Source organism: Sideroxydans sp. (genome assembly GCF_054604835.1).
Map to the genome: position 1 here is coordinate 159,983 of NZ_JBTSFG010000002.1, position 24,967 is coordinate 184,949.

The 24,967-nt window shown below is 51.8% G+C and carries 24 protein-coding genes; 21 read left to right on the top strand and 3 right to left on the bottom strand.

The features are described 5' to 3' along the window. Window positions 1–14: 14 nt before the first annotated feature. Window positions 15–470, top strand: a complete 456-nt coding sequence (locus ACYCZ5_RS04100; protein ID WP_461543507.1) for a Smg family protein — start codon at window positions 15–17, stop codon at window positions 468–470. A 9-nt stretch (window positions 471–479) separates the two neighbouring features. Continuing rightward, window positions 480–3,095, top strand: coding sequence for a type I DNA topoisomerase (gene topA / locus ACYCZ5_RS04105; RefSeq protein WP_461543508.1), 2,616 nt, complete (start codon window positions 480–482; stop codon window positions 3,093–3,095). Window positions 3,096–3,206: 111 nt separating this feature from the next. On the opposite strand, the gene gyrB is transcribed toward topA, so the two are convergent. The 3 genes from gyrB to dnaA all read right to left on the bottom strand — a co-directional run bounded on the left by gyrB (window position 3,207) and on the right by dnaA (window position 8,331). Further along, window positions 3,207–5,636 (bottom strand): DNA topoisomerase (ATP-hydrolyzing) subunit B, encoded by a 2,430-nt coding sequence (gene gyrB, locus ACYCZ5_RS04110; RefSeq protein ID WP_461543509.1) that lies wholly within the window; start codon window positions 5,634–5,636, stop codon window positions 3,207–3,209. Window positions 5,637–5,675: 39 nt separating this feature from the next. Next, window positions 5,676–6,785 carry a DNA polymerase III subunit beta gene (dnaN, locus tag ACYCZ5_RS04115; RefSeq protein ID WP_461543510.1) on the bottom strand — a complete coding sequence of 370 codons (1,110 nt, stop codon included), beginning with the start codon at window positions 6,783–6,785 and terminating at the stop codon, window positions 5,676–5,678. A gap of 199 nt (window positions 6,786–6,984) precedes the next feature. After that, window positions 6,985–8,331 carry a chromosomal replication initiator protein DnaA gene (gene dnaA, locus ACYCZ5_RS04120; protein WP_461543511.1) on the bottom strand — a complete coding sequence of 449 codons (1,347 nt, stop codon included), beginning with the start codon at window positions 8,329–8,331 and terminating at the stop codon, window positions 6,985–6,987. A gap of 145 nt (window positions 8,332–8,476) precedes the next feature. Here dnaA and rpmH point away from each other — a divergent pair, with 145 nt between their 5' ends. The 19 genes from rpmH (at window position 8,477) to glmU (ending at window position 24,966) form a co-directional block, all read left to right on the top strand. Then, a complete protein-coding gene (rpmH, locus tag ACYCZ5_RS04125) occupies window positions 8,477–8,611 on the top strand; it encodes a 50S ribosomal protein L34 (protein WP_459717392.1) in 135 nt (44 codons plus the stop codon). Next, window positions 8,553–8,963: a ribonuclease P protein component gene (gene rnpA, locus ACYCZ5_RS04130; protein ID WP_461543512.1), complete on the top strand. Its 411-nt coding sequence runs from the start codon at window positions 8,553–8,555 to the stop codon at window positions 8,961–8,963. Before rpmH ends, rnpA begins: the two co-directional genes overlap by 59 nt. Further along, on the top strand, window positions 8,960–9,169 hold the full coding sequence (yidD, locus tag ACYCZ5_RS04135) for a membrane protein insertion efficiency factor YidD (protein ID WP_461543513.1): 210 nt from the start codon (window positions 8,960–8,962) through the stop codon (window positions 9,167–9,169). The genes rnpA and yidD overlap by 4 nt, the downstream gene beginning before the upstream one ends. Window positions 9,170–9,193: 24 nt before the next feature. Further along, window positions 9,194–10,825, top strand: coding sequence for a membrane protein insertase YidC (yidC, locus tag ACYCZ5_RS04140; RefSeq protein WP_461543514.1), 1,632 nt, complete (start codon window positions 9,194–9,196; stop codon window positions 10,823–10,825). Beyond that, entirely contained in the window at window positions 10,809–12,152 is a 1,344-nt protein-coding gene (gene mnmE / locus ACYCZ5_RS04145; RefSeq protein ID WP_461543515.1) for a tRNA uridine-5-carboxymethylaminomethyl(34) synthesis GTPase MnmE, read from the top strand. The genes yidC and mnmE overlap by 17 nt, the downstream gene beginning before the upstream one ends. Before the next feature lie 88 nt (window positions 12,153–12,240). Then, on the top strand, window positions 12,241–14,145 hold the full coding sequence (mnmG, locus tag ACYCZ5_RS04150) for a tRNA uridine-5-carboxymethylaminomethyl(34) synthesis enzyme MnmG (protein ID WP_461543516.1): 1,905 nt from the start codon (window positions 12,241–12,243) through the stop codon (window positions 14,143–14,145). Then, a complete protein-coding gene (rsmG, locus tag ACYCZ5_RS04155; protein ID WP_461543517.1) occupies window positions 14,135–14,749 on the top strand; it encodes a 16S rRNA (guanine(527)-N(7))-methyltransferase RsmG in 615 nt (204 codons plus the stop codon). Before mnmG ends, rsmG begins: the two co-directional genes overlap by 11 nt. A 12-nt stretch (window positions 14,750–14,761) precedes the next feature. Next, window positions 14,762–15,544, top strand: a complete 783-nt coding sequence (locus ACYCZ5_RS04160; protein WP_461543518.1) for a ParA family protein — start codon at window positions 14,762–14,764, stop codon at window positions 15,542–15,544. A gap of 22 nt (window positions 15,545–15,566) precedes the next feature. Further along, window positions 15,567–16,424 (top strand): ParB/RepB/Spo0J family partition protein, encoded by an 858-nt coding sequence (locus ACYCZ5_RS04165; RefSeq protein ID WP_461543519.1) that lies wholly within the window; start codon window positions 15,567–15,569, stop codon window positions 16,422–16,424. Window positions 16,425–16,436: 12 nt separating this feature from the next. Then, window positions 16,437–16,913 (top strand): ATP synthase subunit I, encoded by a 477-nt coding sequence (locus ACYCZ5_RS04170; protein WP_461543520.1) that lies wholly within the window; start codon window positions 16,437–16,439, stop codon window positions 16,911–16,913. After that, window positions 16,903–17,802: a F0F1 ATP synthase subunit A gene (gene atpB, locus ACYCZ5_RS04175; protein ID WP_461543521.1), complete on the top strand. Its 900-nt coding sequence runs from the start codon at window positions 16,903–16,905 to the stop codon at window positions 17,800–17,802. The genes ACYCZ5_RS04170 and atpB overlap by 11 nt, the downstream gene beginning before the upstream one ends. A gap of 60 nt (window positions 17,803–17,862) precedes the next feature. Next, window positions 17,863–18,102, top strand: a complete 240-nt coding sequence (atpE, locus tag ACYCZ5_RS04180; protein ID WP_212785950.1) for a F0F1 ATP synthase subunit C — start codon at window positions 17,863–17,865, stop codon at window positions 18,100–18,102. A gap of 40 nt (window positions 18,103–18,142) precedes the next feature. Then, on the top strand, window positions 18,143–18,613 hold the full coding sequence (locus tag ACYCZ5_RS04185) for a F0F1 ATP synthase subunit B (protein WP_461543522.1): 471 nt from the start codon (window positions 18,143–18,145) through the stop codon (window positions 18,611–18,613). A gap of 5 nt (window positions 18,614–18,618) precedes the next feature. After that, the gene (locus ACYCZ5_RS04190) at window positions 18,619–19,152 is read left to right on the top strand and encodes a F0F1 ATP synthase subunit delta (protein ID WP_461543523.1); all 534 of its coding nucleotides are present in this window, start codon (window positions 18,619–18,621) and stop codon (window positions 19,150–19,152) included. Window positions 19,153–19,182: 30 nt separating this feature from the next. Next, a complete protein-coding gene (gene atpA, locus ACYCZ5_RS04195; RefSeq protein WP_461543524.1) occupies window positions 19,183–20,724 on the top strand; it encodes a F0F1 ATP synthase subunit alpha in 1,542 nt (513 codons plus the stop codon). A gap of 13 nt (window positions 20,725–20,737) precedes the next feature. Beyond that, window positions 20,738–21,604 carry a F0F1 ATP synthase subunit gamma gene (atpG, locus tag ACYCZ5_RS04200; RefSeq protein WP_461543525.1) on the top strand — a complete coding sequence of 289 codons (867 nt, stop codon included), beginning with the start codon at window positions 20,738–20,740 and terminating at the stop codon, window positions 21,602–21,604. Between the two features lie 42 nt (window positions 21,605–21,646). Further along, window positions 21,647–23,068: a F0F1 ATP synthase subunit beta gene (gene atpD / locus ACYCZ5_RS04205; RefSeq protein ID WP_461543526.1), complete on the top strand. Its 1,422-nt coding sequence runs from the start codon at window positions 21,647–21,649 to the stop codon at window positions 23,066–23,068. Between the two features lie 15 nt (window positions 23,069–23,083). Next, window positions 23,084–23,509 carry a F0F1 ATP synthase subunit epsilon gene (locus tag ACYCZ5_RS04210; protein WP_461543527.1) on the top strand — a complete coding sequence of 142 codons (426 nt, stop codon included), beginning with the start codon at window positions 23,084–23,086 and terminating at the stop codon, window positions 23,507–23,509. Window positions 23,510–23,601: 92 nt separating this feature from the next. Then, the gene (gene glmU, locus ACYCZ5_RS04215; RefSeq protein ID WP_461543528.1) at window positions 23,602–24,966 is read left to right on the top strand and encodes a bifunctional UDP-N-acetylglucosamine diphosphorylase/glucosamine-1-phosphate N-acetyltransferase GlmU; all 1,365 of its coding nucleotides are present in this window, start codon (window positions 23,602–23,604) and stop codon (window positions 24,964–24,966) included. Window position 24,967: the final 1 nt, after the last annotated feature.

Below are 24,967 nucleotides of genomic sequence, written 5' to 3' on the forward strand. Positions count from 1 at the left end.
ACCCATATACATTCATGTTTGATATCCTCCTATTCCTGTTCGAGAGTTATTTCGACCTCGGCAGCTATCCTGATCACGACAAACTTTCCCTGAAGCTTTCAGCAGCCGGGTTTGAGGAAGAGGACATCAACCAGGCGCTGGTCTGGCTCTCTGGTTTGCAGCAGCTTACCCAGGCAAAGTACCCCGAGAGTATCAATCAAAGCGGCTTTCGCCTGTTCTCTGACTATGAACAGCGGCGCATCAGTTCCGACGCGCTCCTTTTCTTGAAGTTCTGGGAGCACAACAAGTTCATCACACCGATCGAGCGCGAGATGATCATTGATCGCGCGGTCGCGCTTGACCGTGAGAACCTTCAGTTGGATAAAGTCAAACTCATCATGCTCATGGTCTTGTGGAGTCAGCATGAGGAGCTTGATCCTATGCTGATCGAGGATCTGCTTACGCCTTCCGGCACCACACCCCTACATTAGAAACCGCGCATGGCAACCAATCTGCTAATTGTTGAGTCTCCGGCCAAGGCCAAGACGCTCAAGAAATATCTGGGCAAGGACTTTGAGGTTCTTGCATCTTATGGTCATGTTCGCGACCTTATTCCCAAGAATGGTGCTGTTGACGTTGATAATGGCTACGCCATGAATTACGAGACAATCGCTCGTAACTCCAAGCATGTTGATGCCATTGCAAAAGCTGCGGCTGCGGCAGACAACATCTTTCTGGCACCCGACCCCGACCGCGAGGGTGAAGCAATTGCTTGGCATATCTCCGAGCTGCTTAAAAGCAAGCGTGCACTCAAAAACAAGAACATGCAACGCGTCGTCTTTTATGAGATCACGCAAAGTGCCGTCCAGGAAGCCGTCGCCAAACCCCGCGAAATCTCCATGCCGCTGGTGAATGCCCAACAAGCGCGAAGAGCTCTGGATTACTTGGTCGGTTTCAATCTTTCGCCTTTGCTATGGCGCAAGATCAGGCCGGGACTCTCCGCCGGACGTGTGCAAAGCCCCGCGTTACGTCTAATCGTCGAACGTGAGCTGGAGATCGAGAAGTTCAAAAGCCAGGAATACTGGTCCGTGCACCTGGACAGTCAGAAGAACAGCATCCCGTTCAAGGCTAAACTTTTCCAGTATCAAGGTAATAAGCTTGAACAGCTCAGCATCGCCAGCCAGAAAGAGTATGACGCGATCTACGCCAAGCTTAATGATGCCAAGTTGCCACCCAAGGTGGTGCGCGTAGACAAAAAAGGAAAGCAGCGAAATCCCGCCGCGCCTTTTACGACTTCCACACTTCAACAGGAAGCCGTCCGCAAGCTGGGCATGACTTCCGACCGCACCATGCGTACCGCACAGTCATTGTACGAGGGCGTTGATATTGGCGGCCAGACCATTGGTCTGATCACATACATGCGTACCGATTCTTTGAACTTGGCCAATGAGGCCGTCGCCGAGATCCGCGACTACATCAAGGATAATTTCGCTTCCGACTACTTGCCTGCAAAGCAGCCTACCTACAAAAGCAAGTCAAAGAATGCCCAGGAGGCACACGAGGCCATTCGCCCCACCTCTATAGGACGATCGCCTGACAGCCTTAGAGACCATCTGAACATCGACCAGATGCGTCTGTACGAAATGATATGGAAGCGCACGCTGGCCAGCCAGATGTCTCCTGCTCGTTTTGACACGGTCAGTGTCGATATCCGGCTGAGCAGTGATGACACACTGTTTCGCGCCAGCGGACAGACACTGGTGTTCCCTGGTTTTATCGGCGTCTACATGGAAGATGTAGATGATGCCGAGGAAGAGGATAGTGCCAAACTGCCGCCTTTGGCAGAAGGCGACATTCTGCCAGTCGATAAGCTCTATGGAGAGCAGCACTTTACCCAGCCTCCGCCGCGCTATTCCGAGGCAAGTTTGGTGAAAACACTCGAGGAGTACGGCATCGGCCGTCCTTCCACATATGCCGCCATCATCTCCACGTTGCAGGCTCGCGAATACGCAACGCTCGACAAAAAGCGCTTTATGCCCACCGATGTCGGTCGTGTCGTGATTAAATTCCTTAATGAGCACTTCACAAGATATGTCGATTACAGCTTTACCGCCAATCTTGAAGATGAGCTTGATGAGATATCTGAAGGCAAGCGCGATTGGATACCTGTGCTGGACGCCTTCTGGACTGGTTTCCATAAGCTGCTTGTAGACAAGAAGGATGTTGATCGTCCCGGCACAGAGATCCTGGAAGAGGCTTGCCCCAAGTGCGGCAAGCCGCTTTCCAAGCGCCTTGGCAAGCGCGGTAGTTTCATCGGCTGTACCGGTTATCCGGAGTGTGATTTCACCCGCAGCCTTGGTGATGAAGAGGACACCGGAGAAGCGCGCAAAGAATTGGGGATGCACCCGGACACCAATCAGGCTGTATTGTTGTTGCGCGGTCCTTATGGCCCTTACGTACAACTCGGTGAGCAGGAAGAGGGCGTAAAGACGAAACCCAAGCGAGTTTCGTGGCCCAAGGATCTTCCCTTGGAGCAGGCTGATCTTGCCGCCGCGCTCAAGTTACTATCTCTTCCAAGAGAAGTTGGTACTCACCCAGAAAGCGGAAAGAAGGTCATCGTCAACATTGGCCGTTTCGGCCCCTACATCGGACATGACGGAAAATTCAAGTCTATCCCGCGTACTGACAGCATCTTCGACATCGGATTAGAACGTGCTGTGGAACTGCTCGCGCAAGCCAAGACGGGCGGCGCCACGGTGTTGCGTGCCATTGGTGAGCACCCTGATGACAAAGCGCCCATCGAAGTGTGCAGCGGCCGTTATGGCCCCTATGTTCGCCACGGCAAGATCAACGCCACCTTGCCAAAAGACGTAACCCCTGAGGCTGTAACACTGGAAGAAGCGCTGGAGCTGATTGCTGCAAGAGCTGCCAAGGCCGGGCCAAGTAAAGCCAAAGCAACAAAGAAACCAGCTACCAAAAAAGTTGCCGCCAAGAAAACAACCAAGGCGGCAACATCTTCTGGCAAAACGACTGCTGCTAAAGCTGGCACTACAAAAAAGGCTACCGCTAAATCTACGGCGAAGAAACCCGCAGTCAAGAAAGCTGCAAAGAAGTAACTGTTCGATTCTCCCCTGATAATCTCCGCGATTATCACTAGTTAAAAAATGACCACAGCATCTGTGGTCATTTTTTTCAATTACCTACTCGGGAATAGGTACTGAAATCCCTTATACATCGAGATTCTTCACGCCCAGTGCATTCTTCTCAATGAATGCGCGGCGCGGCTCAACCACATCACCCATAAGCGTAGTAAATATCTCATCGGCACCAATGGCATCCTCGATACGCACACGCAACAAGATGCGGTTCTTCACATCCATAGTGGTCTCCCATAGCTGCTCGGGGTTCATCTCGCCCAGTCCTTTATAGCGCTGGATACTGACGCCGCGTTTGGCATCTTCAAGCAACCATTCGATAGCTTGTTTAAAACTGCCTACACCCCGCTTCTGCTCGCCTCGCATGGCGTAGGCGGAAGGTGATATCAGACCGTTCAATGCGTCGGCTGTGCGGCGTATCTGCTCGTAGTCTCCGCTTTCCAGAAACTCCTTATCTAGATAACTGAGCGAATAGTTGCCGTGATAGATCTTTTCCAGACGCAGTCGCAGCTCACTGTTCTCGTCCTTCTCTACTTCTGCCCTGATGACTCCACCACAGGCTTCCTGCAGTAATTTTGCACTCTCTTTGGCACTAATTTCGTCCGCCAGCGATAGCGCAGGCAAGATCAGCAGGGCGTGGCTAGCCTCGGGCGCAATGAAGCGCGAGAGTCGATCAATGACCGCCTCAGCAAGAAAGTATTGTTTGGCGATCTCACCAAGCGCCTCACCCTGGATGGGCGCAGCATCAAGCGCAGGGTAAAACGATGCATCTTTCAACGCAGAACCAAGCATATAATTTTTCAGTTCGTGCTCATCTTTCAGATAGCGCTCGTCGCGGCCCTGTTTGATCTTATATAGTGGTGGTTGAGCAATGTATATGTGGCCGCGCTCAACTAACTCTGGCATCTGGCGATAGAAAAAGGTTAGTAGCAGCGTGCGAATATGAGCGCCGTCCACGTCAGCGTCAGTCATGATGATGATGCGGTGATAGCGTAGTTTATCCGCGTTATATTCCTCTTTGCCGATACCCGTACCCAATACGGTAATCAGGGTAGCAATCTCCTGTGAGGAGATGAGTTTTTCAAACCGTGCGCGTTCTACGTTAAGGATCTTTCCCTTGAGCGGCAGAATGGCCTGAAATTTTCGATCTCTTCCTTGCTTGGCGGAACCGCCGGCGGAATCACCCTCTACCAGATACAGCTCCGACAGGGCTGGATCCTTTTCCTGACAGTCTGCCAATTTCCCTGGCAAACCAATTCCATCCAGAACACCTTTGCGCCGCGTTAATTCGCGGGCTTTGCGGGCGGCATCGCGCGCGCGCGCCGCATCTATGATCTTGTTACAGATGATCTTTGCATCTACCGGATTCTCCAACAAAAAGTCTGTTAACTTTTGTGCAACCACCTCTTGTACAGCAGGCTGTACTTCGCTGGAAACGAGCTTGTCTTTTGTTTGCGAAGAGAACTTCGGATCCGGTACTTTTACTGAAAGTACACAAGTCAGGCCCTCTCGCATATCATCGCCAGTGGTATCAACCTTGGCTTTTTTTGCCAGTTCGTTGTCTTCGATATATTTATTTATGACACGCGTCATTGCCATACGCAGACCGGTCATATGGGTACCACCATCCCGTTGCGGGATGTTATTGGTAAAACACTGTACAACTTCCGAATAACTATCGTTCCACTGCATGGCAACATCAACAATGATGTTGTCTTTTTCACCGGTTGCTTCAAAACATTTCGAATGCAGAACAGATTTACTCTTGTTCATGTACTCAACGAAGCCTCGAACTCCCCCAGAGTACGCAAAATTCTCACTTTTTCCTGTGCGTTGATCTATCAACTCGATCTTAACGCCATTATTCAGGAAAGATAACTCTCGAAGGCGTTTTGCGAGCACCTCATAGTGGAAATCCACATTACCAAAAATTTCTGCATCCGCTAAAAAATGTACCTCAGTGCCGCGCTTCTGGCTTTCCCCCAATTCTCGCATCGGGGAAACCTCGACGCCTTTCTGGTTTTCTACCAGACGATCTTTCACTGCTCCTCGGACAAACTCCAAGCCGAATTTCTTCCCATCCCGATACGTGGTCAACTTCAGCCATTCTGACAATCCATTTACACAACTCACACCCACGCCATGCAATCCGCCGGAAACCTTATAGCTATTCTGATTGAATTTACCGCCTGCATGCAGCACCGTCAGTACAATTTCAGCCGCGGAGCGTTTTGGCTCATGCTTATCATCGAACTTAATACCAATAGGAATTCCTCGACCATTATCAGCCACTGAAATCGAGTTATCTCCATGAATAATGACTTTAATATCGTCACAGTGTCCGGCCAGCGACTCATCAATAGCGTTATCTACCACCTCGAAAACCATATGGTGCAGACCTGTACCATCTGATGTGTCGCCAATATACATACCTGGTCGCTTACGCACTGCCTCCAGGCCTTCGAGTTGTTGGATGCTTGATTCGTCGTAGTTTTCGCTCATCTGTATTTTTACTTTCGTTGCTGTTTCACGTGGAACACGTTAAATACGCATTGGCATGACTACATACTTATAGTCATTCTTTTCAGGTGTAGTCACCAAGAGGCTGCTGTTTTGATCCCCGAACGAAAAAGTTACTTCTTCGCTGTTTAGGTAATTAATACCATCAAGCAGATAATTTACATTAAAGCCAATATCTAAAGGGCCCCCTGTGTATTGGGTTTCGATATCCTCTTGAGCCTCTTCCTGTTCGCTGTTGTTACTGATGATTTGCAGATTGTTCTCAGTGAGAAGTAATCGTACGCCTCTGAATTTTTCATTCGACAGAATTGCGGCTCGCTGTAGCGCTTGCATAATAACCACTCTGTTCAAGACTAGATGATTGGCGTGGTTCGGTATGACCCGTGTGTAATCAGGGAACTTGCCGTCAATCACCTTGGAAGTCATGGTTGTGTCTGCAAAATTAAAACGCACTTGCTTTTCAGCAAGTTCGATCAGAAGTTCATCATCGCTGTCATTGAGCTGTTTTAATAATTCGTTTACGGTTTTTCTGGAAAGAATGACCTCCAGTTTTGGATATTCTTCATCCATTTCTTCTGCGATATAGGCAAGACGATGACCGTCTGTCGCAACCAGTTTGATAGAGTTGTTTTCAACAACGACCAAAACACCATTGAGATAATAGCGAATATCCTGTTGAGCCATTGCATGCTGAACCGAACTCAACAGCCGCTTCATTTTGCCTTGCTTGATCCTTATCTGTGTCGCCCCATCCAATTGGTCTGTCAAGTTTGGAAAGTCTTGGGCTGGCAAGGTTTGCAAGCTGAACTTACTCTTGTTTGCTTTTACAAGTAGTTTACTTTCTTGTATGTCCAGACTGACCACACTTTCTTCAGGAATGGCTTTCAATATGTCCTGGAATTTTTTTGCTGAAATCGTAATGGAATCTGGACCTTCTGATCCCAAAAGTTCTACTTTCTGTCTAGCCTCGATTTGAATTTCAAGATCGGTTGTCACCAAATGAAGCGAATCACCGGTTTTTTTAAGAAGTACATTTGAAAGTATAGGAAGGGGTTGTTTTCTTTCCACTATGCCAACGACAGCCTGTAAGGGTTTTACCAAGTCATTTCGATTGATTTGTTTGATAAACATGTTTTTCCTTAAATTCTTAATATAAATAATAATAGCGCAAGTTTTTGTGGAAACTCGTAAAACTCAAACTAATTCAACAACAAGCAAACTTTGAGTACTGTTAGCGAAATACACTGAATACTGTACATAGATTGTGGATAAAAATTAGATATGGAACATATCCATAGTTATCCACAAGTACAATCAATAAAATTCAGAGTTATCCCCTTAACGTCTGATGCAATAGATTGAATTCAGCTTCGATCGTTGAATCAGAGTTTCTTAATGCATCTATCGTCTTACAAGCGTGCAACACAGTGGTATGGTCCCTACCACCGAAAGTATTTCCGATTTCCGGAAGGCTTAGTTGAGTTAATTCCCTAGCCAAAGACATGGCGATTTGTCGGGGACGGGCAATCGCTCGAGTCCTTTTTTTGGATAACAATTCAACTAGCTTGATTCGGTAAAAGTCGGCTACGGTCTTTTGAATATTTTCTATTGTTACTTGTTTGTTTTGCGCGGCCAGCAAGTCTTTCAAGGCTTCTTTGGCCAAATCAATCGAAATAACCTTCTTATGAAACCGAGCATAGGCTTCAATCCTGTTCAAAGCACCTTCCAATTCACGAATATTCGAACGAACATGTTTGGCGATGAAGAAAGCGACATCTTCAGAGATGGGTGTTGAACTGTTTGCGGCCTTCTGTAACAGGATAGCCACCCGCATTTCTAGTCCCGGTGGCTCAATAGCTACTGTTAATCCACACGTGAATCTCGAAGTAAGGCGCGGCTCGATCCCTGAAATCTCCTTTGGAAAGGTATCACAGGATATAACGACCTGTTTATTGGTATCGATCAAAGAATTAAGGGTGTAGAAGAACTCTTGTTGAGTACCAGGTTTATCAGCAATAAACTGAATATCATCAATAAGCAGCAAATCCAAAGAGTTGTAAAACTGCTTGAACTCATCAAAACTCTTTGTCTGGAACGCTTTGACTACGCCAGAAACATAATTGGTTGCGTGGATATAGCAGATCTTTGCGTCGCTATTCTCTTTTGCCACCAAGTTGCCGATGGACTGCAAAAGGTGGGTTTTCCCCAACCCCACCCCGCCATAGACAAATAGCGGGTTATATGTCGCCCCTGGTGTTTCAGCAACCTGCAAACCAGCGGCGTGGGCAAGTTGATTGGCTTTTCCAGTTACAAAAGTATCAAAAGTCAGCATAGGATTTAGCTTGCTTGCTGACTTTGATACTTTTGCAGGTATAGATGAAACAGGAGAGGTAGGGGGCAGCTGTTCGGTGGGCGTTGCCAATTTAACAGCTCGTTTTTTTTGCAGCCGCAGCTCGATTTCAGCAGGAAAACCAAAAAAATCATGAGCTTGTTTTGCTAGCGCGGAAAGAAAACGTTCTTGAATGATTCTTAACGTAAAACTATTCGGCGCGGTAAGGATTACCTTGTTACCATCCATTTCAAACAATAACGGCTTGATCCAGGAATTATATTGTTGCGGAGGCAGCAATTCCTGAAAATACTTCTGGTAGCACACAGACAAGCCTTGGGATGACATAAAAAGTCAGGTTTCGATTGCTTATAGACCGCTCAATTCTACAAGCTCCACCCAAAGTTATCCACAATATAAATTAAACTTGACAGCAGAAGCGCAAACGATTGTAATTGCGCGCTTTTCAATACTAGAAATATAGGATTCAGCCATGAAGCGCACATTTCAACCGTCAGTAACCAAAAGAAAACGTACACACGGATTCCTCGTCCGCATGAAGACCAAAGGTGGTCGTGCAGTTATTGCCGCCCGCCGAGCCAAGGGTAGAACCCGTCTTGGTGTTTAAAGCAGGACAAAACTTTCATTTTTCCCGGCGTTTTAGAATTTCTCGCCAAGAAGGTTTTTCCGGGCTTTTGCAAGAAAAGCCCTTATTGAATCGTTGGTTTGCTGTTCATTCCAGACCAAACAATTCAGGATGTGCAAGACTGGGATTGTCCGTTGGTAAGCGCCACATACCTGGCGCTGCTCAACGCAACAGATTGAAGAGGAAGATCCGAGAGAGCTTTCGCCTTCAAGATAGAAGCGGCTTACAACAAGATGTGATTGTTCGATTGAGAAGACCGATCGAAAAGGCGGAACTATCTCTGGTTTTCTCTGTACTTGCAGAGATGCTGAAGCGGGTATTGGCGAACAAATGAAATCACTATTTCTACTCTTGGTGCGCGGATACAAATATCTGATCAGTCCGCTCTTGCCACCGTCATGCAGGTTTCATCCTAGTTGCTCACAATACGCAGAAGAGGCGATCGTTAAACACGGGGCTCTGAAGGGCGCTTGGCTGTCCGCAAAGCGAATATTGCGGTGCAACCCCTGGAATGCAGGCGGATTTGACCCCGTACCTTAAATATCATTAACAGGTGACAGATTGATGGAAACGCGGCGCTTATTACTATTTATTGTCTTTTCTTTTTCCTTGATCATATTGTGGGGAGAGTGGAATCGCCAAGGGCAGCCCGCAAGCCCGCAGATCCAGAATAATAAAGGTGTCGCTCAAACACCGGAAGTGACCTCGCTCAAATCGGTTCCTGCTCAGCCAAAAGAGAACAAAATAAAGGCGGCAACAGGGCAAGTCTTGGTGGTTGAAACAGGTAACTATGTTGCAAAAATAGATACAGCCGGCGGAAATATCAATAGCTTTACTTTGTTGAAACATCGTGTTGCAGACGATAAAACAAAACCGATCACGCTGTTTCAGCAGGATGAAAGCCACACATATGTAGCCCAGTCCGGGTTATTGGGTCCGGGGCTTCCCACGCACAATGCGGTATTCCAGACAAGCTCGAGCGGCACGACTCGTCTTGAAAGCGGTAAAGATGAGATATCTGTTGTTCTGTCTGCCACGGAAAGCGGCCAGGCGCAGGTTTCAAAAATCTACACATTCCATCGTGATTCTTATCTGGTTGATGTTGTTTATAAAATTGAAAACAAAAGCAAGGAAGCTATCCAGCCCACAGCCTACTTTCAACTGGTAAGGGATGATGTGCCGCCAGAAGGTGGGTCGATGTTCATTCCTACCTATACCGGCCCGGCAATCTATACGGATGAAGAAAAGTTTCTGAAGGTCGAATTCAGTGATATTGCCAAGGAAAAGCAAAAATTGCCTACAGCAGCCAACAATGGCTGGGTGGGCATGTTGCAGCACTATTTCGTATCAGCTTGGCTGCCAGAGGGCAACGGACAGCGTGAGTTCTACACAAAATCACTGGGCGAGGGCCTGTATTCGGCGGGTGTTGTTATGCCGGAAGCAGAGATAGCACCCGGCCAAACGGCCGAGATCAAATCACGACTATATGTTGGACCGGCCCAGACAAAACTTAACGACATAGTCCCCGGTTTGGGTTTGTCGGTGGATTATGGGATCTTCACGATATTCGCCGCTCCGTTGTTTTGGCTGATGTCATTCCTGAATGGCTGGATCGGGAACTGGGGCGTATCCATCATCTTGCTGACGGTATTGATCAAGCTTGCATTCTTCCCCCTGTCCGCGGCGAGCTACCGGTCCATGGCAAAAATGCGCCTGGTCGCTCCCAAGCTGGAAAAGATCAAACAGCAATGTGGCGATGATCGTGAGCGCCTGAATCGCGCCATGATGGATCTATACAAGAGCGAGAAAATCAATCCCTTGGGCGGATGCCTGCCGGTATTGATCCAGATTCCAGTATTCATCGGCCTTTACTGGGCGATTCTGGAAAGCGTAGAGTTGCGTCATGCGCCGTTTGTGGGCTGGATAGTCGATCTGTCTGCAACCGATCCGTATTTTGTGCTGCCTATCATCATGGGTATCAGCATGCTGATACAAAGCAAACTCAACCCCACGCCGACAGACCCGTTGCAAGCGAAGATCATGCAAATCATGCCCGTGGCATTCAGCGTCATATTCTTCTTTTTCCCCGCAGGACTGGTGTTGTATTCGATCGTGAACAACATCTTGTCCATATCGCAGCAGTGGTATATCACTCACGCAGCAGAAACGGCTCAAAAGGGTGCTTCCAAAGCCTGACACAATAGCGGCGATCGCCACCGCGCCCGGTCAGGGCGGGATCGGTGTGGTTAGAGTGTCGGGCACATCCCTGGTGGATCTGTCGGAAGCCGTTACGGGTCGAAAACTGGCTCCGCGCATCGCCACCTATACGTCATTCCTGGATGAGGCTGGGGAAACCCTGGATCAGGGAATAGCGCTGTATTTCACCGCCCCCAATTCCTTTACAGGCGAAGAGGTGCTTGAATTACAGGGGCATGGCGGGCCGGCGGTGCTGCAGTCAGTTCTGAATCGCTGCATCAGTCTTGGTGCGCGTCTTGCCCAGCCTGGGGAGTTCAGCCAGCGCGCATTCTTGAATGGCAAACTGGACCTGGCTCAGGCAGAAAGCATTGCAGACCTTATTGCAGCCACTACACAGCAGGCTGCAAAGAGCGCTGTGCGTTCTCTAAATGGTGAATTCTCTAGGGCCATCACCGCTGTTCTGGACAAAACCATACGCCTGAGAGTCTTTGTCGAAGCAACCTTGGACTTTCCTGAAGAAGAGGGCGTTGTCAGCGTTGACCACGGCCGGTTACAAGCTGATTTGGGTACCTTGAGGGCAGAGCTTGAGCACATACAGTCACTGGCAACCCAGGGAAATATTTTGCGCGAGGGTGCTCAAGTAGTACTTATTGGCGCACCAAATGCGGGGAAATCCAGCTTATTGAATCGACTTTCAGGCGAAGAGGTAGCGCTGGTGAGTGATATCCCGGGCACTACGCGGGACACCATACGGCAAGCACTGCAGATCGAGGGTGTGCCCATTCATCTTATTGATACCGCAGGGATTCGGGAAACAGAAGATGTATTGGAACAGATGGGCATTGTTCGTGCGCGTCAAAGTATAGATAAAGCCGACCTTCTCATATTATTGATAGACGAATCAGACGCTGCAGCAGCACAAGCCCTAGTCAAGGCTGAGATCCGGGGTGGAGCAACTCCGACAATTTTTGTACATAACAAGATCGATTTGACCGGCATGCAAGCTGCAATCGAAAGCCATGAGGGGACGACCCGGGTATTCCTTTCTGCCAAGACAGGGGATGGGATCGAGCTGCTTAAAGCCGCTATCTTGAACGCTATAGGCTGGCATAGGGAAGAAGGCATATTCATGGCCAGAACTAGGCACATGGATGCAATCAACCAAGCATTGACAGCCCTGCGAGGCGCGGAGACCTTGTGCTCCCAACTTGAATTGTTTGCAGAATCCCTGCGCCAAACCCAAAACGCACTTAATCAGATCACTGGAGAATTTGTTGCCGATGATTTACTGGGTGAGATTTTTGGGAAGTTTTGCGTGGGGAAATAGAATAGAAACCAATTGTTTCACGTGAAACGTGGTTTTGTAGTTGGCTGCCCTGATGTAAGATGCGCCCCCCTTGTGATTCATGAATAGAATGGATTATCCCGATAAATTTGACGTGATTATTGTTGGCGGCGGCCATGCAGGAACGGAGGCGGCGCTAGTAAGCGCGCGCGCTGGCTGTAGGACGCTGCTGCTCAGTCATAACATTGAAACCCTGGGGCAAATGTCCTGCAACCCGTCGATTGGCGGGATAGGGAAGGGGCACCTTGTTAAAGAGGTCGATGCGTTGGATGGGGCCATGGCCGCAGCGACGGATGAAGGTGGAATTCAATTTCGTATTCTGAATGCCAGTAAAGGCCCGGCAGTCAGGGCCACTAGGGCGCAGGCTGACAGGTTGCTTTACAAACAAGCCATTCGCTCGCGGCTGGAGAATCAGCCGAATCTGTGGCTCTTCCAGCAGGCCGTGGATGCATTGATAGTCAACGCAAATAGAGTTGAGGGTGTGAAGACGCAAGCGGGAATACGCTTTTCTGCAAAAAGTGTTGTTCTGACGGCAGGAACCTTTCTGTCGGGCCTGATACATGTGGGGCAATCGAATTACTCTGCTGGACGAGCCGGCGATCCGCCCTCGATCACGCTTTCGGAGCAACTCCGAGAGATGGGGATGCCCGTGGGGCGGTTGAAGACCGGCACGCCACCAAGACTGGATGGTCGCAGCATCGATTTTTCAGTCATGCAAGAACAGAGGGGAGATGATCCGGCACCCGTGTTCTCGTTTATGGGTAAAGCAGCCCAGCACCCGAGACAATTGCCATGCTGGATCACTGAAACCAATGAAAAAACCCATGAAATCATTCGCGGAGGGCTGGATCGTTCTCCGATGTTCACTGGTGTGATCGAGGGGGTGGGCCCCCGTTATTGTCCTTCCGTTGAAGACAAGATAACCCGATTCGCCGGTAAGGATTCCCATCAGATATTTCTTGAGCCAGAGGGTCTGCTGACACATGAGATATATCCCAACGGAATATCGACCAGTCTTCCATTTGATGTGCAGATAGCGTTGGTGCGCTCGATCAAGGGCCTTGAAAATGCGCATATATTGCGCCCTGGCTATGCCATTGAATACGACTATTTCGACCCGAGAGGGCTAAAACGATCGCTGGAAACCAAAGCAATTGCGGGCTTGTTCTTTGCAGGGCAGATCAATGGCACGACAGGCTATGAAGAGGCGGCAGCCCAAGGGTTGTTGGCGGGAATGAATGCCGCACGACATGCGCGCGAGCAAGAGGCATGGAGTCCGAAGCGCAACGAAGCCTACCTTGGTGTGATGGTCGATGACCTGACCGCCAGAGGTGTGACGGAGCCCTATCGGATGTTCACCAGTCGGGCTGAATACAGACTGCAGTTGCGCGAAGACAATGCGGACCTGCGCTTGACGGAGATAGGCTGGAATCTGGGCGTGGTAAGTGAGGCGCGTTGGCGTGCGTTTGATGAAAAACGCGAAGCTATAGCGCGTGAAGAGCAGCGCTTGAAATCGACTTGGATCAACCCAGCGATCCTGAGCGAAGAACACGCTATTCGTGTTCTGGGAAAAAACGTAGAGCGGGAATACTCCTTGTACGATCTGCTGAGGCGGCCAGAGGTGAGCTACGACGCGCTGATGTCGCTGCCCAATAGTGGAGAGCGGGTGGTGGATGATGTAGTGGCGCAGCAAGTGGAGATCGGTGCCAAATATCAGGGCTACATCACCAAGCAGAATCAAGAGGTGCAACAACAAGCCGCGCAGGAAGACTTGCAACTGCCCGCAACACTCGATTACCGGGAAGTAAGAGCTTTATCCATCGAAGCGCAACAGAGATTGAACCTGCAGAAGCCTGAAACTATTGGCCATGCGAGCCGGATTTCGGGTATCACACCGGCTGATATTTCCTTGCTGCTGGTGCATTTGAAGCGGGGATTTCGCACAATTCGGGCGGGCAACGAAGATGCAAAATGAACGCCAGATGCTGATAGATGGCGCGGGTCAACTGGGTATTGAATTGACCGCTGACGCGCAGTCAAAGTTGCTCCAATATATGGCCTTGATGCAAAAATGGAATAAAGTGTACAACCTGACCGCGATCGGCAGCGGACCGGAGATGGTGACTTACCATTTGTTGGATAGTCTGGCAGTGCTGCCGCATCTTTGGGCGGGAAAATGGTTGGACGTGGGCTGCGGGGGCGGGCTTCCGGGAATAGTGCTTGCAATCATGCGACCGGACTGGGATTTCACATTGCTGGACAGCAATTCAAAGAAAACTGGATTTGTACAGCAGGCAGCCATTCAGCTGGGCTTGAAGAACGTGCAAGTCCATACCGGTAGAGTAGAAGATTGGCAGGAAGGGATTCGGTTCGACGGGATAATCTCTCGGGCATTCACCGAGTTAGGGAATTTCTTCAGTTTGACAGAAGGTTTGCTTGCTCCAGAAGGGCGATGGGCTGCAATGAAGGGGAAAATGGAAGAGGGGATTCCCGGGCAATACAGAATCGACCACATCATCACATTGCATGTGCCGGGACTTGATGCATCAAGAAGTCTGGTGATCGCAGGCAGGAAATAGGGAGCGACAGGAATGGCAAGAATAATGGCAATCACCAACCAGAAGGGCGGGGTTGGCAAGACCACAACCACAGTGAATCTGGCAGCCAGTCTGGCTGCGGCGAAAAAGCGCGTATTACTGGTCGATCTTGATCCGCAAGCGAATGCGACCATGGGCAGTGGCATCGACAAACATGCGCAGGAAGTGACTGTCTATGATGTGTTGCTGGGTGAAGCCACGATTGCTCAAGCAAGAATAAGCTATCAGCAAGGTAAGTACGACGTGTTGGCGGCGAGCAGAGATCTGGCGGGTGCCGAAATCGAACTGGTGAACGTAGAAGGTCGTGAAACACGACTGAAGAAAGAGATCGAGGCGGTCGCAGGTGAATACGACTATGTCCTGGTAGATTGCCCTCCCGCGCTGAATCTGCTGACTCTGAACGGTTTGTGCGCAGCCCATTCGGTGATGATTCCGATGCAGTGCGAATATTATGCGCTGGAAGGCTTGAGTGATTTGGTGAACACCATACGCATGGTGCGCGAAAGCCTGAATCCTCAGCTGGAGATCGAAGGATTGCTACGCACCATGTTCGATCCCCGCAACTCGCTGGCCCAGCAGGTCTCTGCGCAATTGCAGCAGCACTTCGGGGAGAAGGTCTATCGCACGGTTATCCCTCGCAATATTCGATTGGCCGAAGCGCCCAGCTACGGTGTGCCCGTGCTGTACCACGATGCCCAATCCAAAGGCACGCAGGCATATCTGGCGCTGGCGGGAGAAATCTTGAATAGATCTGAGTTTAATCAAGGTATTCAATAACTTAAATTGAACGGAAAATAAAATGGCAAAGATAAACAAGGGGCTGGGTCGGGGATTGGATGCGCTGCTGGGTGGTGGTGCAACAAAGACCAATGAATCATTGCGCGAATTGAATGTTAACCAGCTCAAACCCGGAAAATACCAGCCGCGTAGCCATATGGACGAGGAATCGCTCAAGGAACTGGCCGCCTCTATCAAGTCGCAAGGCGTGATGCAGCCAATCCTGGTTAGAGAAATGCCCAACGGTAGTTATGAGATCATTGCCGGTGAACGCCGCTGGCGTGCTTCGCAATTGGCAGGATTGACGCAAGTTCCTGTATTGGTGAGAGTTGTTCCGGATAATGCAGCGCTGGCCATGGCGCTTATCGAGAACATCCAGCGCGAAGATCTGAATCCACTGGAGGAGGCGGTGGGTATTCAGCGCCTGATAGATGAATTCCAGATGACACATCAGGAAGCCGCCGATGCGGTTGGACGCTCAAGAAGTGCGGCCAGCAATCTGCTGCGTCTTCTAAAGCTGCCGGTTGAAGTGCAGGGCATGTTGATGGAAAACAAGCTGGATATGGGGCATGCGCGGGCCTTGCTGTCATTGGAGCCGGCACAACAGATCATGCTGGCAAACAAGGTGGTGCTGGAAGGGTTGTCAGTGCGTGAAGCTGAGATGTTGGTGCAAAAACAAGGAGCTGCTGCATCTAAAGAAGGTCTCAAGCCCAAGCTGGCGAATAGAGACACGGAACGCCTGCAAGAGGAGTTGACCGAAAAGATCGGAGCTCGGGTAGAGATCAAATCTGGGAAAAAAGGTAATGGCAAACTCGTTATCGAATATGCAAGCAATGACCATCTGGATGAATTGATATCACGCCTGACCCGGGCCGGCTAAGCGCTCGAAGCCATGGGAAAACAGCTGCAAGAGTGTTTGACACCCCGTGAGAACGCCGCTATCATCCCGCCGCTTTTCCTAGCCGAAGAACAAGAAAAAAAATCGGCGCGTCAAGTGATCTGGCTGCAAATGCTGGTCACGCTGTCCGCAGCAGGCGCAGTCATGGCTTGGGGAAGTTCGCCGCAAAATGCGATAGCAGTGTTAGGTGGGGGAGGGATTTCCATTCTCAACGGTGCGTTGCTTGCTTGGAGAATGTCCCGAGCAACTCAACGCCCTGTCCACGACGCGCTTCAACAATTACGGCTTATGTATTTTTATGCTGCCGAGCGGTTTCTGGCGGTTGTGGTGCTGCTGGGCTTGGTTCTGGTGGTGCTGAAAGATTCTCCGCTGATGGTAATTAGTGGATTTGTATTGGGGCAGGCGACGCTGCTGGCAGCTCGCTTATTGTTAAAGAACAAGACGGAAAGTGGCTCACAAAATGTCCAGTGAAATGGCGCATGCAGCAACCGAGGTAGCCCACGAGGCGGCTCACACATCGGGCGATTACATCAAGCACCACCTCCAGAACCTGACATATGGTCAGCTGCCCGATGGCACATGGGGTGTCGCGCATAGCGCAGCAGAAGCTAAGGCCATGGGATTCTGGGCGCTCAATCTTGATACATTCATCATGTCTTTGCTGCTGGGGGCGATCTTCCTGTTCGTGTTCCGTCGCGTAGCAACGACGATCGTGACAGGCGCGCCGGGCAGTCTGCAAAACTTCTGCGAGTGGGCAATCGAATTCGTCGACACCAGCGTGCGTGGCTCCTTCAGTTCCAAGAACAATATGGTCGCACCGCTGGCGCTGACCATCTTCTTCTGGGTGTTCATGATGAACCTGATGGACTTGATCCCGATCGATTGGGTGCCATTGTTGATGTCTTCGCTGGGCGTGCCATTCTTCAAAGTCGTTCCCTCAACCGATCCCAATGCAACATTCGGCATGGCCATCGGCGTGTTCCTGCTGGTGCTGTACTACAGCGTGAAGATGAAGGGTCTGGGTGGATTCATGGGCGAACTGACCCTGCAGCCATTCGGCAAGTGGGGCATGCCGGTCAATTTCCTGCTGGAAGGCGTGAACCTGATCGCCAAGCCGATCTCACTGGCACTGCGTCTGTTTGGCAACATGTATGCGGGTGAAATGATCTTCATCCTAATCGCACTGATGGGCGGTGCTTGGGCGGGCTTCTCGCTGGGCGGCGTCACCTTGTTCGGTTCGCAGATTCTGCTGTCTCTCGGCTGGGCGATCTTCCACATCCTTATCGTGACCCTGCAGGCGTTCATCTTCATGACGCTGACAGTTGTCTATCTGGATATGGCGCATCAGGAACACCACTAATTTACGGTTTCATTTAACTTTAACTTTAGCTTTACTTTTATCTAACAGGAGAAATTGAAAATGGAAATGGCAAACGCACTGCTGTACATCGCTGGCGCATTGATGATGGGTCTGGGCGCTCTCGGCGCAGCTGTAGGTATCGGTATCCTGGGTGGTCGCTTCCTGGAAGGCGCTGCACGTCAGCCTGAGCTGATCCCGATGCTGCGCACACAATTCTTCGTGGTGATGGGTCTGGTCGATGCTGTTCCGATGATCGCTGTCGGTATCGCCATGTACGTTCTGTTCGCAGTGGTGGGCTGATTCGCGCAAGCGAAACGCATAATTTAGAAAGGAAGCTTGCATGAATATCAATGCAACTCTTCTCGCACAGTTGATCATGTTCGCGCTGTTCGTATGGTTCTGCATGAAGTTCGTGTGGACCCCGATCGTGGCGGCACTGGATGAGCGCAAGAAGCAGATCGCTGACGGTCTGGCAGATGCAGAACGCGCCAAGCAGGATCTGGAGCTCGCATCCCGTCGTTCCGCAGAGATCCTGCGCGAGGCCAAGGAAAAAGCTGGCGAGATCATTGGCAATAGCGAAAAACGCGCTAGCGAGATCGTGGAAGAGTCCAAGACTCAGGCCAAGGTCGAAGGTGAGCGCATCATCGCTGGGGCGAAAGCAGAGATCGATCAGGAAGTGTTCCGCGCCAAAGAACAGCTGCGTACGCAGGTGTCCGCGATCGCACTGGCAGGCGCCGGCAAGATCCTCGGTCGAGAGATCGATGCGAAGGCACATAACGACCTGCTCGACAAACTCGTTGCGGAAATCTGATCGCCATGTCTGAAGCCATAACCATTGCACGCCCCTACGCCCAGGCAGCTTTTGAGGAAGCTCAAAAGCTGAATGCGCTACAGGCTTGGTCGGATGCACTCATTGCTCTGGCAGAAGCAGCCTCCCACCCCGAAGTGCGCGCCATCATCGGCAATCCGAAGGTTGCGAAGACCCAAGTGGCTTCGCTGATGGAGGCATTTCTGGGAAAAAGCCCGGATGTCAAACTGCAGAACTTCGTGCGTATCCTTGCCGACAATCAGCGCGTTTCTGTTCTGCCTGAGATCGCAGCCAGCTTTGCAGCACTGAAAGCCGAGGCGGAAAAATCGATCAATGTGGTGGTTGAGTCTCCGTTTGAACTGTCAACTGCGCAACAAGACAAGATAGTGGCTTCGTTGAAGAAACGCATGGGCTGCGAGATCAAGCTTGAAAGCCGCATCAAAAAAGAATTGCTGGGTGGCGTGGTGATCCGCGCCGGAGACAAGGTCATCGACGGATCCGCGTTGACGCGCCTTGGCGAAATGGCGACTGCCCTAGCCTGATAAAGAATTATCAAGAATGAGGAAATCCAGATGAAGCTCAATCCTTCTGAAATTAGCAATTTGATTCGCAGTCGCATCGATAACTTCGAAGCACTGACCCAGGCGCGCACCGAAGGTACGGTGGTCAGCGTAACCGACGGTATCGTTCGCGTGCACGGCTTGTCCGATGTGATGCAGGGCGAGATGCTGGAATTCCCGGGTAACACATTCGGCCTCGCACTCAACCTCGAGCGTGACTCTGTCGGCGCCGTGATTCTGGGTGAGTACGAGCACATCACCGAAGGCGACACCGTCAAGTGCACGGGCCGCATCCTGGAAGTGCCGGTTGGTCCCGAACTGCGCGGTCGCGTAGTGAACGCGTTGGGTCAGCCCATCGACGGTAAGGGCCCGATCAATGCCAAGATGACCGACAAGATCGAAAAGGTCGCGCCGGGCGTCATCGCACGTAAATCCGTTGACCAGCCCGTGCAGACCGGTCTGAAGTCCATCGACTCCATGGTTCCAGTCGGCCGCGGCCAGCGCGAACTGATTATCGGTGACCGCCAGACCGGCAAGACTGCCGTCGCTGTCGACGCGATCATCAACCAGAAGGGTCAGAACATGACCTGTATCTACGTTGCCATCGGCCAGAAAGCCTCGACCGTCGCCAACGTGGTGCGCAAGCTGGAAGAGCACGGCGCGATGGAATACACCATCGTCGTGGCCGCTACCGCTTCCGACTCCGCCGCGATGCAGTTCCTGGCACCATATTCCGGCTGCACCATGGGTGAATACTTCCGCGATCGCGGCGAAGACGCACTGATCGTATATGACGACTTGACCAAGCAAGCTTGGGCCTATCGTCAGATCTCGCTGCTGCTGCGCCGTCCGCCCGGTCGTGAAGCGTATCCTGGCGACGTGTTCTATCTGCACTCCCGTCTGCTCGAGCGCGCAGCACGCGTGAACGCCGATTACGTCGAAGCCTTCACCAAGGGCGAAGTCAAGGGCAAAACCGGTTCGCTGACCGCTCTGCCGATCATCGAAACCCAAGCCGGTGACGTGTCCGCGTTCGTGCCGACCAACGTGATCTCGATCACCGACGGCCAGATCTTCCTGGAAGCCGACCTGTTCAACGCCGGTATCCGTCCCGCGATCAACGCCGGTGTATCGGTGTCCCGCGTGGGTGGTGCTGCGCAGACCAAGGTCATCAAAAAGTTGGGTGGCGGTGTGCGTCTGGCTCTGGCTCAGTACCGTGAACTGGCTGCGTTCGCGCAGTTCGCTTCCGATCTGGACGAATCTACCCGCAAGCAACTGGAGCGCGGCCGTTTGGTGACCGAGCTGATGAAGCAGCTGCAGTACGCGCCGCTGTCGGTCTCCGAGATGGCCACTACGCTGTTCGCAGTGAACAAGGGCTACTTCGACGATGTTCCTGTGCCCAAGGCATTGGCATTCGAATCCGCACTGCATACGAACCTGAAGACCAACAGCAAAGCACTGATGGACGCGATCGAATCCAGCAAGGATCTGTCTGCCGACAATGAAAAACTGCTGGTGGCTGCGATCGAATCGTTCAAGGCAACTGCTGTCTACTAAGGGGAGCTGAGTTATGGCGGGCAGTAAAGAGATTCGCACCAAAATCAAGAGCGTTGAAAATACGCGCAAGATCACGCGTGCGATGGAAATGGTGGCAGCTGCGAAGATGCGCAAGGCGCAGGAACGCATGCGTGCCGCTCGCCCTTATGCCGAGAAGATTCGCAATGTCGCCGCTCACCTGTCGCGCGCTAACCCGGAATACAAGCATCCATTCCTGGTCAAGCGTGAAACAGTGAAAAACGTCGGCCTGATCGTCGTCACTTCCGACAAAGGTCTGTGCGGTGGCTTGAATACCAACCTGTTGCGTCTCGCTATAAACGAGATGAAAACATGGGAAGGCGAAGGTAAAGGTCTTCTGGTATGTCCGATCGGTAACAAGGGTTTTGGCTTCATGAACCGCATCGGCGCCAAGGTCCAGTCACACCTGACGGGTTTGGGTGACACACCGCATATTGAAAAGCTGATCGGTACCGTCAAGGCGATGCTGGATGCCTATGTGGCTGGCGAGATCGATGCCATCTACTTGAGCTATAACCACTTCATCAATACGATGAAGCAGGAGCCACGCATCGAGCAATTGCTGCCGTTGACCGGTGAAAAGATGGGTACCAGCGAAGGTAACTGGGACTACATCTACGAACCCGATGCCAAAAAAGTCATCGACGAACTGCTGCTGCGCTACATCGAATCCTTGGTGTACCAAGCGGTGGTAGAGAACATGGCTTCCGAGCAAAGCTCGCGCATGGTGGCGATGAAAGCCGCATCCGATAATGCCAAGAGCGTCATCGGCGAGCTCAAGCTGGTTTACAACAAAGCACGTCAGGCAGCGATCACCAAGGAAATCTCGGAGATCGTGGGCGGTGCGGCGGCGATCGGTTGATCGGCAAAGAATTCAGAATTAATTTAGACGGGGAATCTTAAAATGAGTCAAGGAAAGATTGTTCAGTGTATCGGTGCCGTGGTCGACATCGAATTTCCGCGCGACAGCATGCCCAAGGTGTACGAAGCCTTGACGTTGGCAGATGCCGGTAACTCCACTGCTGAAGTTGGCCTGACCTTCGAGGTCGAACAGCAATTGGGCGACGGCGTGGTACGTACCATTGCGATGGGTTCGTCCGACGGTCTGCGTCGCGGCATGGCAGTCAATGCCACCGGCAACCCGATCCAAGTGCCAGTTGGCACCGGCACATTGGGCCGTATCATGGACGTGCTGGGTCGCCCGATCGATGAAGTTGGTCCGATCCAGAGTGACGAGCGCCGCTCTATTCACCAGGCTGCACCGAAGTTCGACGAACTGTCGCCTTCCGTTGACCTGCTGGAAACCGGCATCAAGGTGATCGATCTGGTTTGCCCGTTCGCCAAGGGCGGTAAAGTGGGTCTGTTCGGCGGCGCGGGTGTGGGCAAGACCGTGAACATGCTGGAACTGATCAACAACATCGCCAAGCAGCACGCGGGTCTGTCCGTGTTCGCCGGCGTGGGTGAGCGTACCCGCGAAGGTAACGACTTCTACCACGAGATGTCCGACGCGGGCGTTATCGACAAGGAAGACTTCACCAAGTCCAAAGTTGCGATGGTGTTCGGTCAGATGAACGAACCGCCCGGTAACCGTCTGCGCGTTGCACTTTCCGGTCTGACCATGGCCGAGAAGTTCCGTGACGAAGGCCGCGACATCCTGTTCTTCGTGGACAACATCTACCGTTACACACTGGCCGGAACCGAAGTGTCCGCGCTGCTGGGCCGTATGCCTTCCGCCGTGGGTTATCAGCCTACACTGGCCGAAGAAATGGGCCGTCTGCAAGAGCGTATCACTTCCACCAAGGTCGGTTCGATTACATCCATCCAGGCCGTTTACGTGCCTGCGGACGACTTGACCGACCCGTCTCCAGCAACGACCTTCTTGCACCTGGACTCCACCGTCGTGCTGTCCCGTGACATCGCTTCGCTGGGTATCTACCCTGCGGTCGATCCGCTGGATTCCACTTCTCGCCAGCTCGATCCGCTGGTCGTGGGTGAAGAGCACTATGCAGTAGCACGCAGCGTGCAACAGACGTTGCAACGCTACAAGGAATTGCGCGACATCATCGCGATTCTGGGTATGGACGAACTGGCACCGGAAGACAAGTTGGCCGTGGCCCGTGCGCGCAAGATCCAGCGCTTCCTGTCGCAACCGTTCCACGTTGCTGAAGTGTTCACAGGTGCACCGGGCAAGTACGTGACCCTGAAAGACACGATCAAAGGCTTCAAGGGCATCGTTGATGGTGAATACGACCATCTGCCGGAACAGGCTTTCTACATGGTCGGCAGCATCGAAGAGGCGGTCGAAAAGGCCAAAACACTGCAATAATTAGTGGGGATAACCATGGCAATGACCGTACATGTAGACGTGGTGAGCGCGGAGGAGCAGATCTTCTCCGGGCTGGCTGAAGTCGTCGTGGTACCGGGCGAGATGGGCGAATTGGGTATCTATCCGCGCCATACCGCCCTGATGACTCGCATCAAACCCGGTGCTGTGCGCATCAAGCGTCCGGACCAGGAGCAGGAAGAGTTGATCTATGTGTCCGGCGGTATGCTGGAAGTGCAGCCCAACGTGGTCACTATCCTCGCCGACACCGCAATCCGCGGGGCCGATTTGGACGAGGCGCGTGCATTGGAAGCCAAGCAGGCGGCGGAAGAAGCCATGAAGAACCGTACTTCTGACATCGACTACGCAGCAGCCCAGGCTGAATTGGCTGAAGCGATCGCGCAATTGCGAGCAATCCAACAAATGCGCAAACACACGCATTAAAGTTCAAGTATCAGAAACACCAAAAGAGCAGCTTCGGCTGCTTTTTTGTTGCCTGAAAGCTATACTCGCGCATCAATGAAACACAGAACAATATGAACGCATTGAACATCATCATCCTTGCCGCCGGCAAAGGTACGCGTATGTATTCGGATCGGCCGAAGGTGCTGCATAACTTGGCAGGTAAACCACTGGTTCAGCATGTGCTGGACTGCGGGATCTCGTTACAACCCCAGCAGATCTGCGTGGTGTACGGCCACGGTGGCGAGGCAGTACCGCAAGCGATGCAGCTCTACGGTGCAAAATTCGTCATTCAAGAACCGCAACTTGGCACAGGTCATGCCGTACAACAGGCCATGCCGCACCTGCAGGATGATAGTCGTACGCTAATACTGTACGGCGATGTACCGCTGATCCAGCATAGTACATTGCACCAGATGCAACAAGCGGGCGAAGGGCTTGTATTGCTGACAGTCGATCTTGACAATCCAGCAGGCTACGGTCGAATCGTGCGCGATCAAGAGGGTGATGTGCAGCGCATCGTCGAGCAGAAAGACGCCTCTCCGGAAGAGCTGGAGATTAGCGAAGTGAACACTGGCATCATGCTCGCCCCGACAGCAAAACTGCGTGAATGGTTAGGCAAGTTGAGAAATGACAACGCCCAGGGTGAGTACTACCTGACAGATATCGTCGCGATGGCAGTGCAGCAGGGTGTTGCGGTACATACCGCCCAACCGGCGCATGGGTGGGAAGTTGAAGGTATCAATAACAAGATGCAACTGGCCAGCCTTGAGCGTGTGTGGCAGAAACAAATCGCCACGAAGCTTTTGGCCCAAGGCGTGACGCTGAACGATCCGGCACGGATCGATGTGCGCGGTGAACTGGTATGTGGGCGCGATGTGGAGATCGACGTCGGGTGCATCTTTGAGGGTAAGGTCACCTTGGGAGATCGGGTGAAAGTCAGCGCTTATAGTGTCATTCGCAACGCAAATATCGGAAATGCCACACACATTGCAGCTTACAGTCATATCGATAGCAGCGAAGTGGGTGCTGACTGCCACATCGGACCCTACGCGCGGCTACGTCCCGGTACTGAATTACACGACCATGCCCATATCGGCAATTTCGTAGAGATCAAGAACAGCGAGATCGGACCAGGTAGCAAAGCGAACCACCTGAGTTACATAGGGGACAGCACGGTGGGCAGTCGGGTCAACATCGGAGCGGGAACCATCACCTGCAACTACGATGGTGCGAACAAGTTCCGCACTGTCATCGGGGACGATGCATTCATCGGCTCGGATACGCAACTCGTTGCGCCAGTCACTGTTGGCAAAGGCGCGACCATAGGCGCAGGTTCTACCATCACCAAAGACACCCCTGCCGGAGAACTGACACTCTCCCGCAGCAAACAAGTCACGATTGCCGGCTGGCAACGTCCCGTAAAAGGAAAGAAATAAC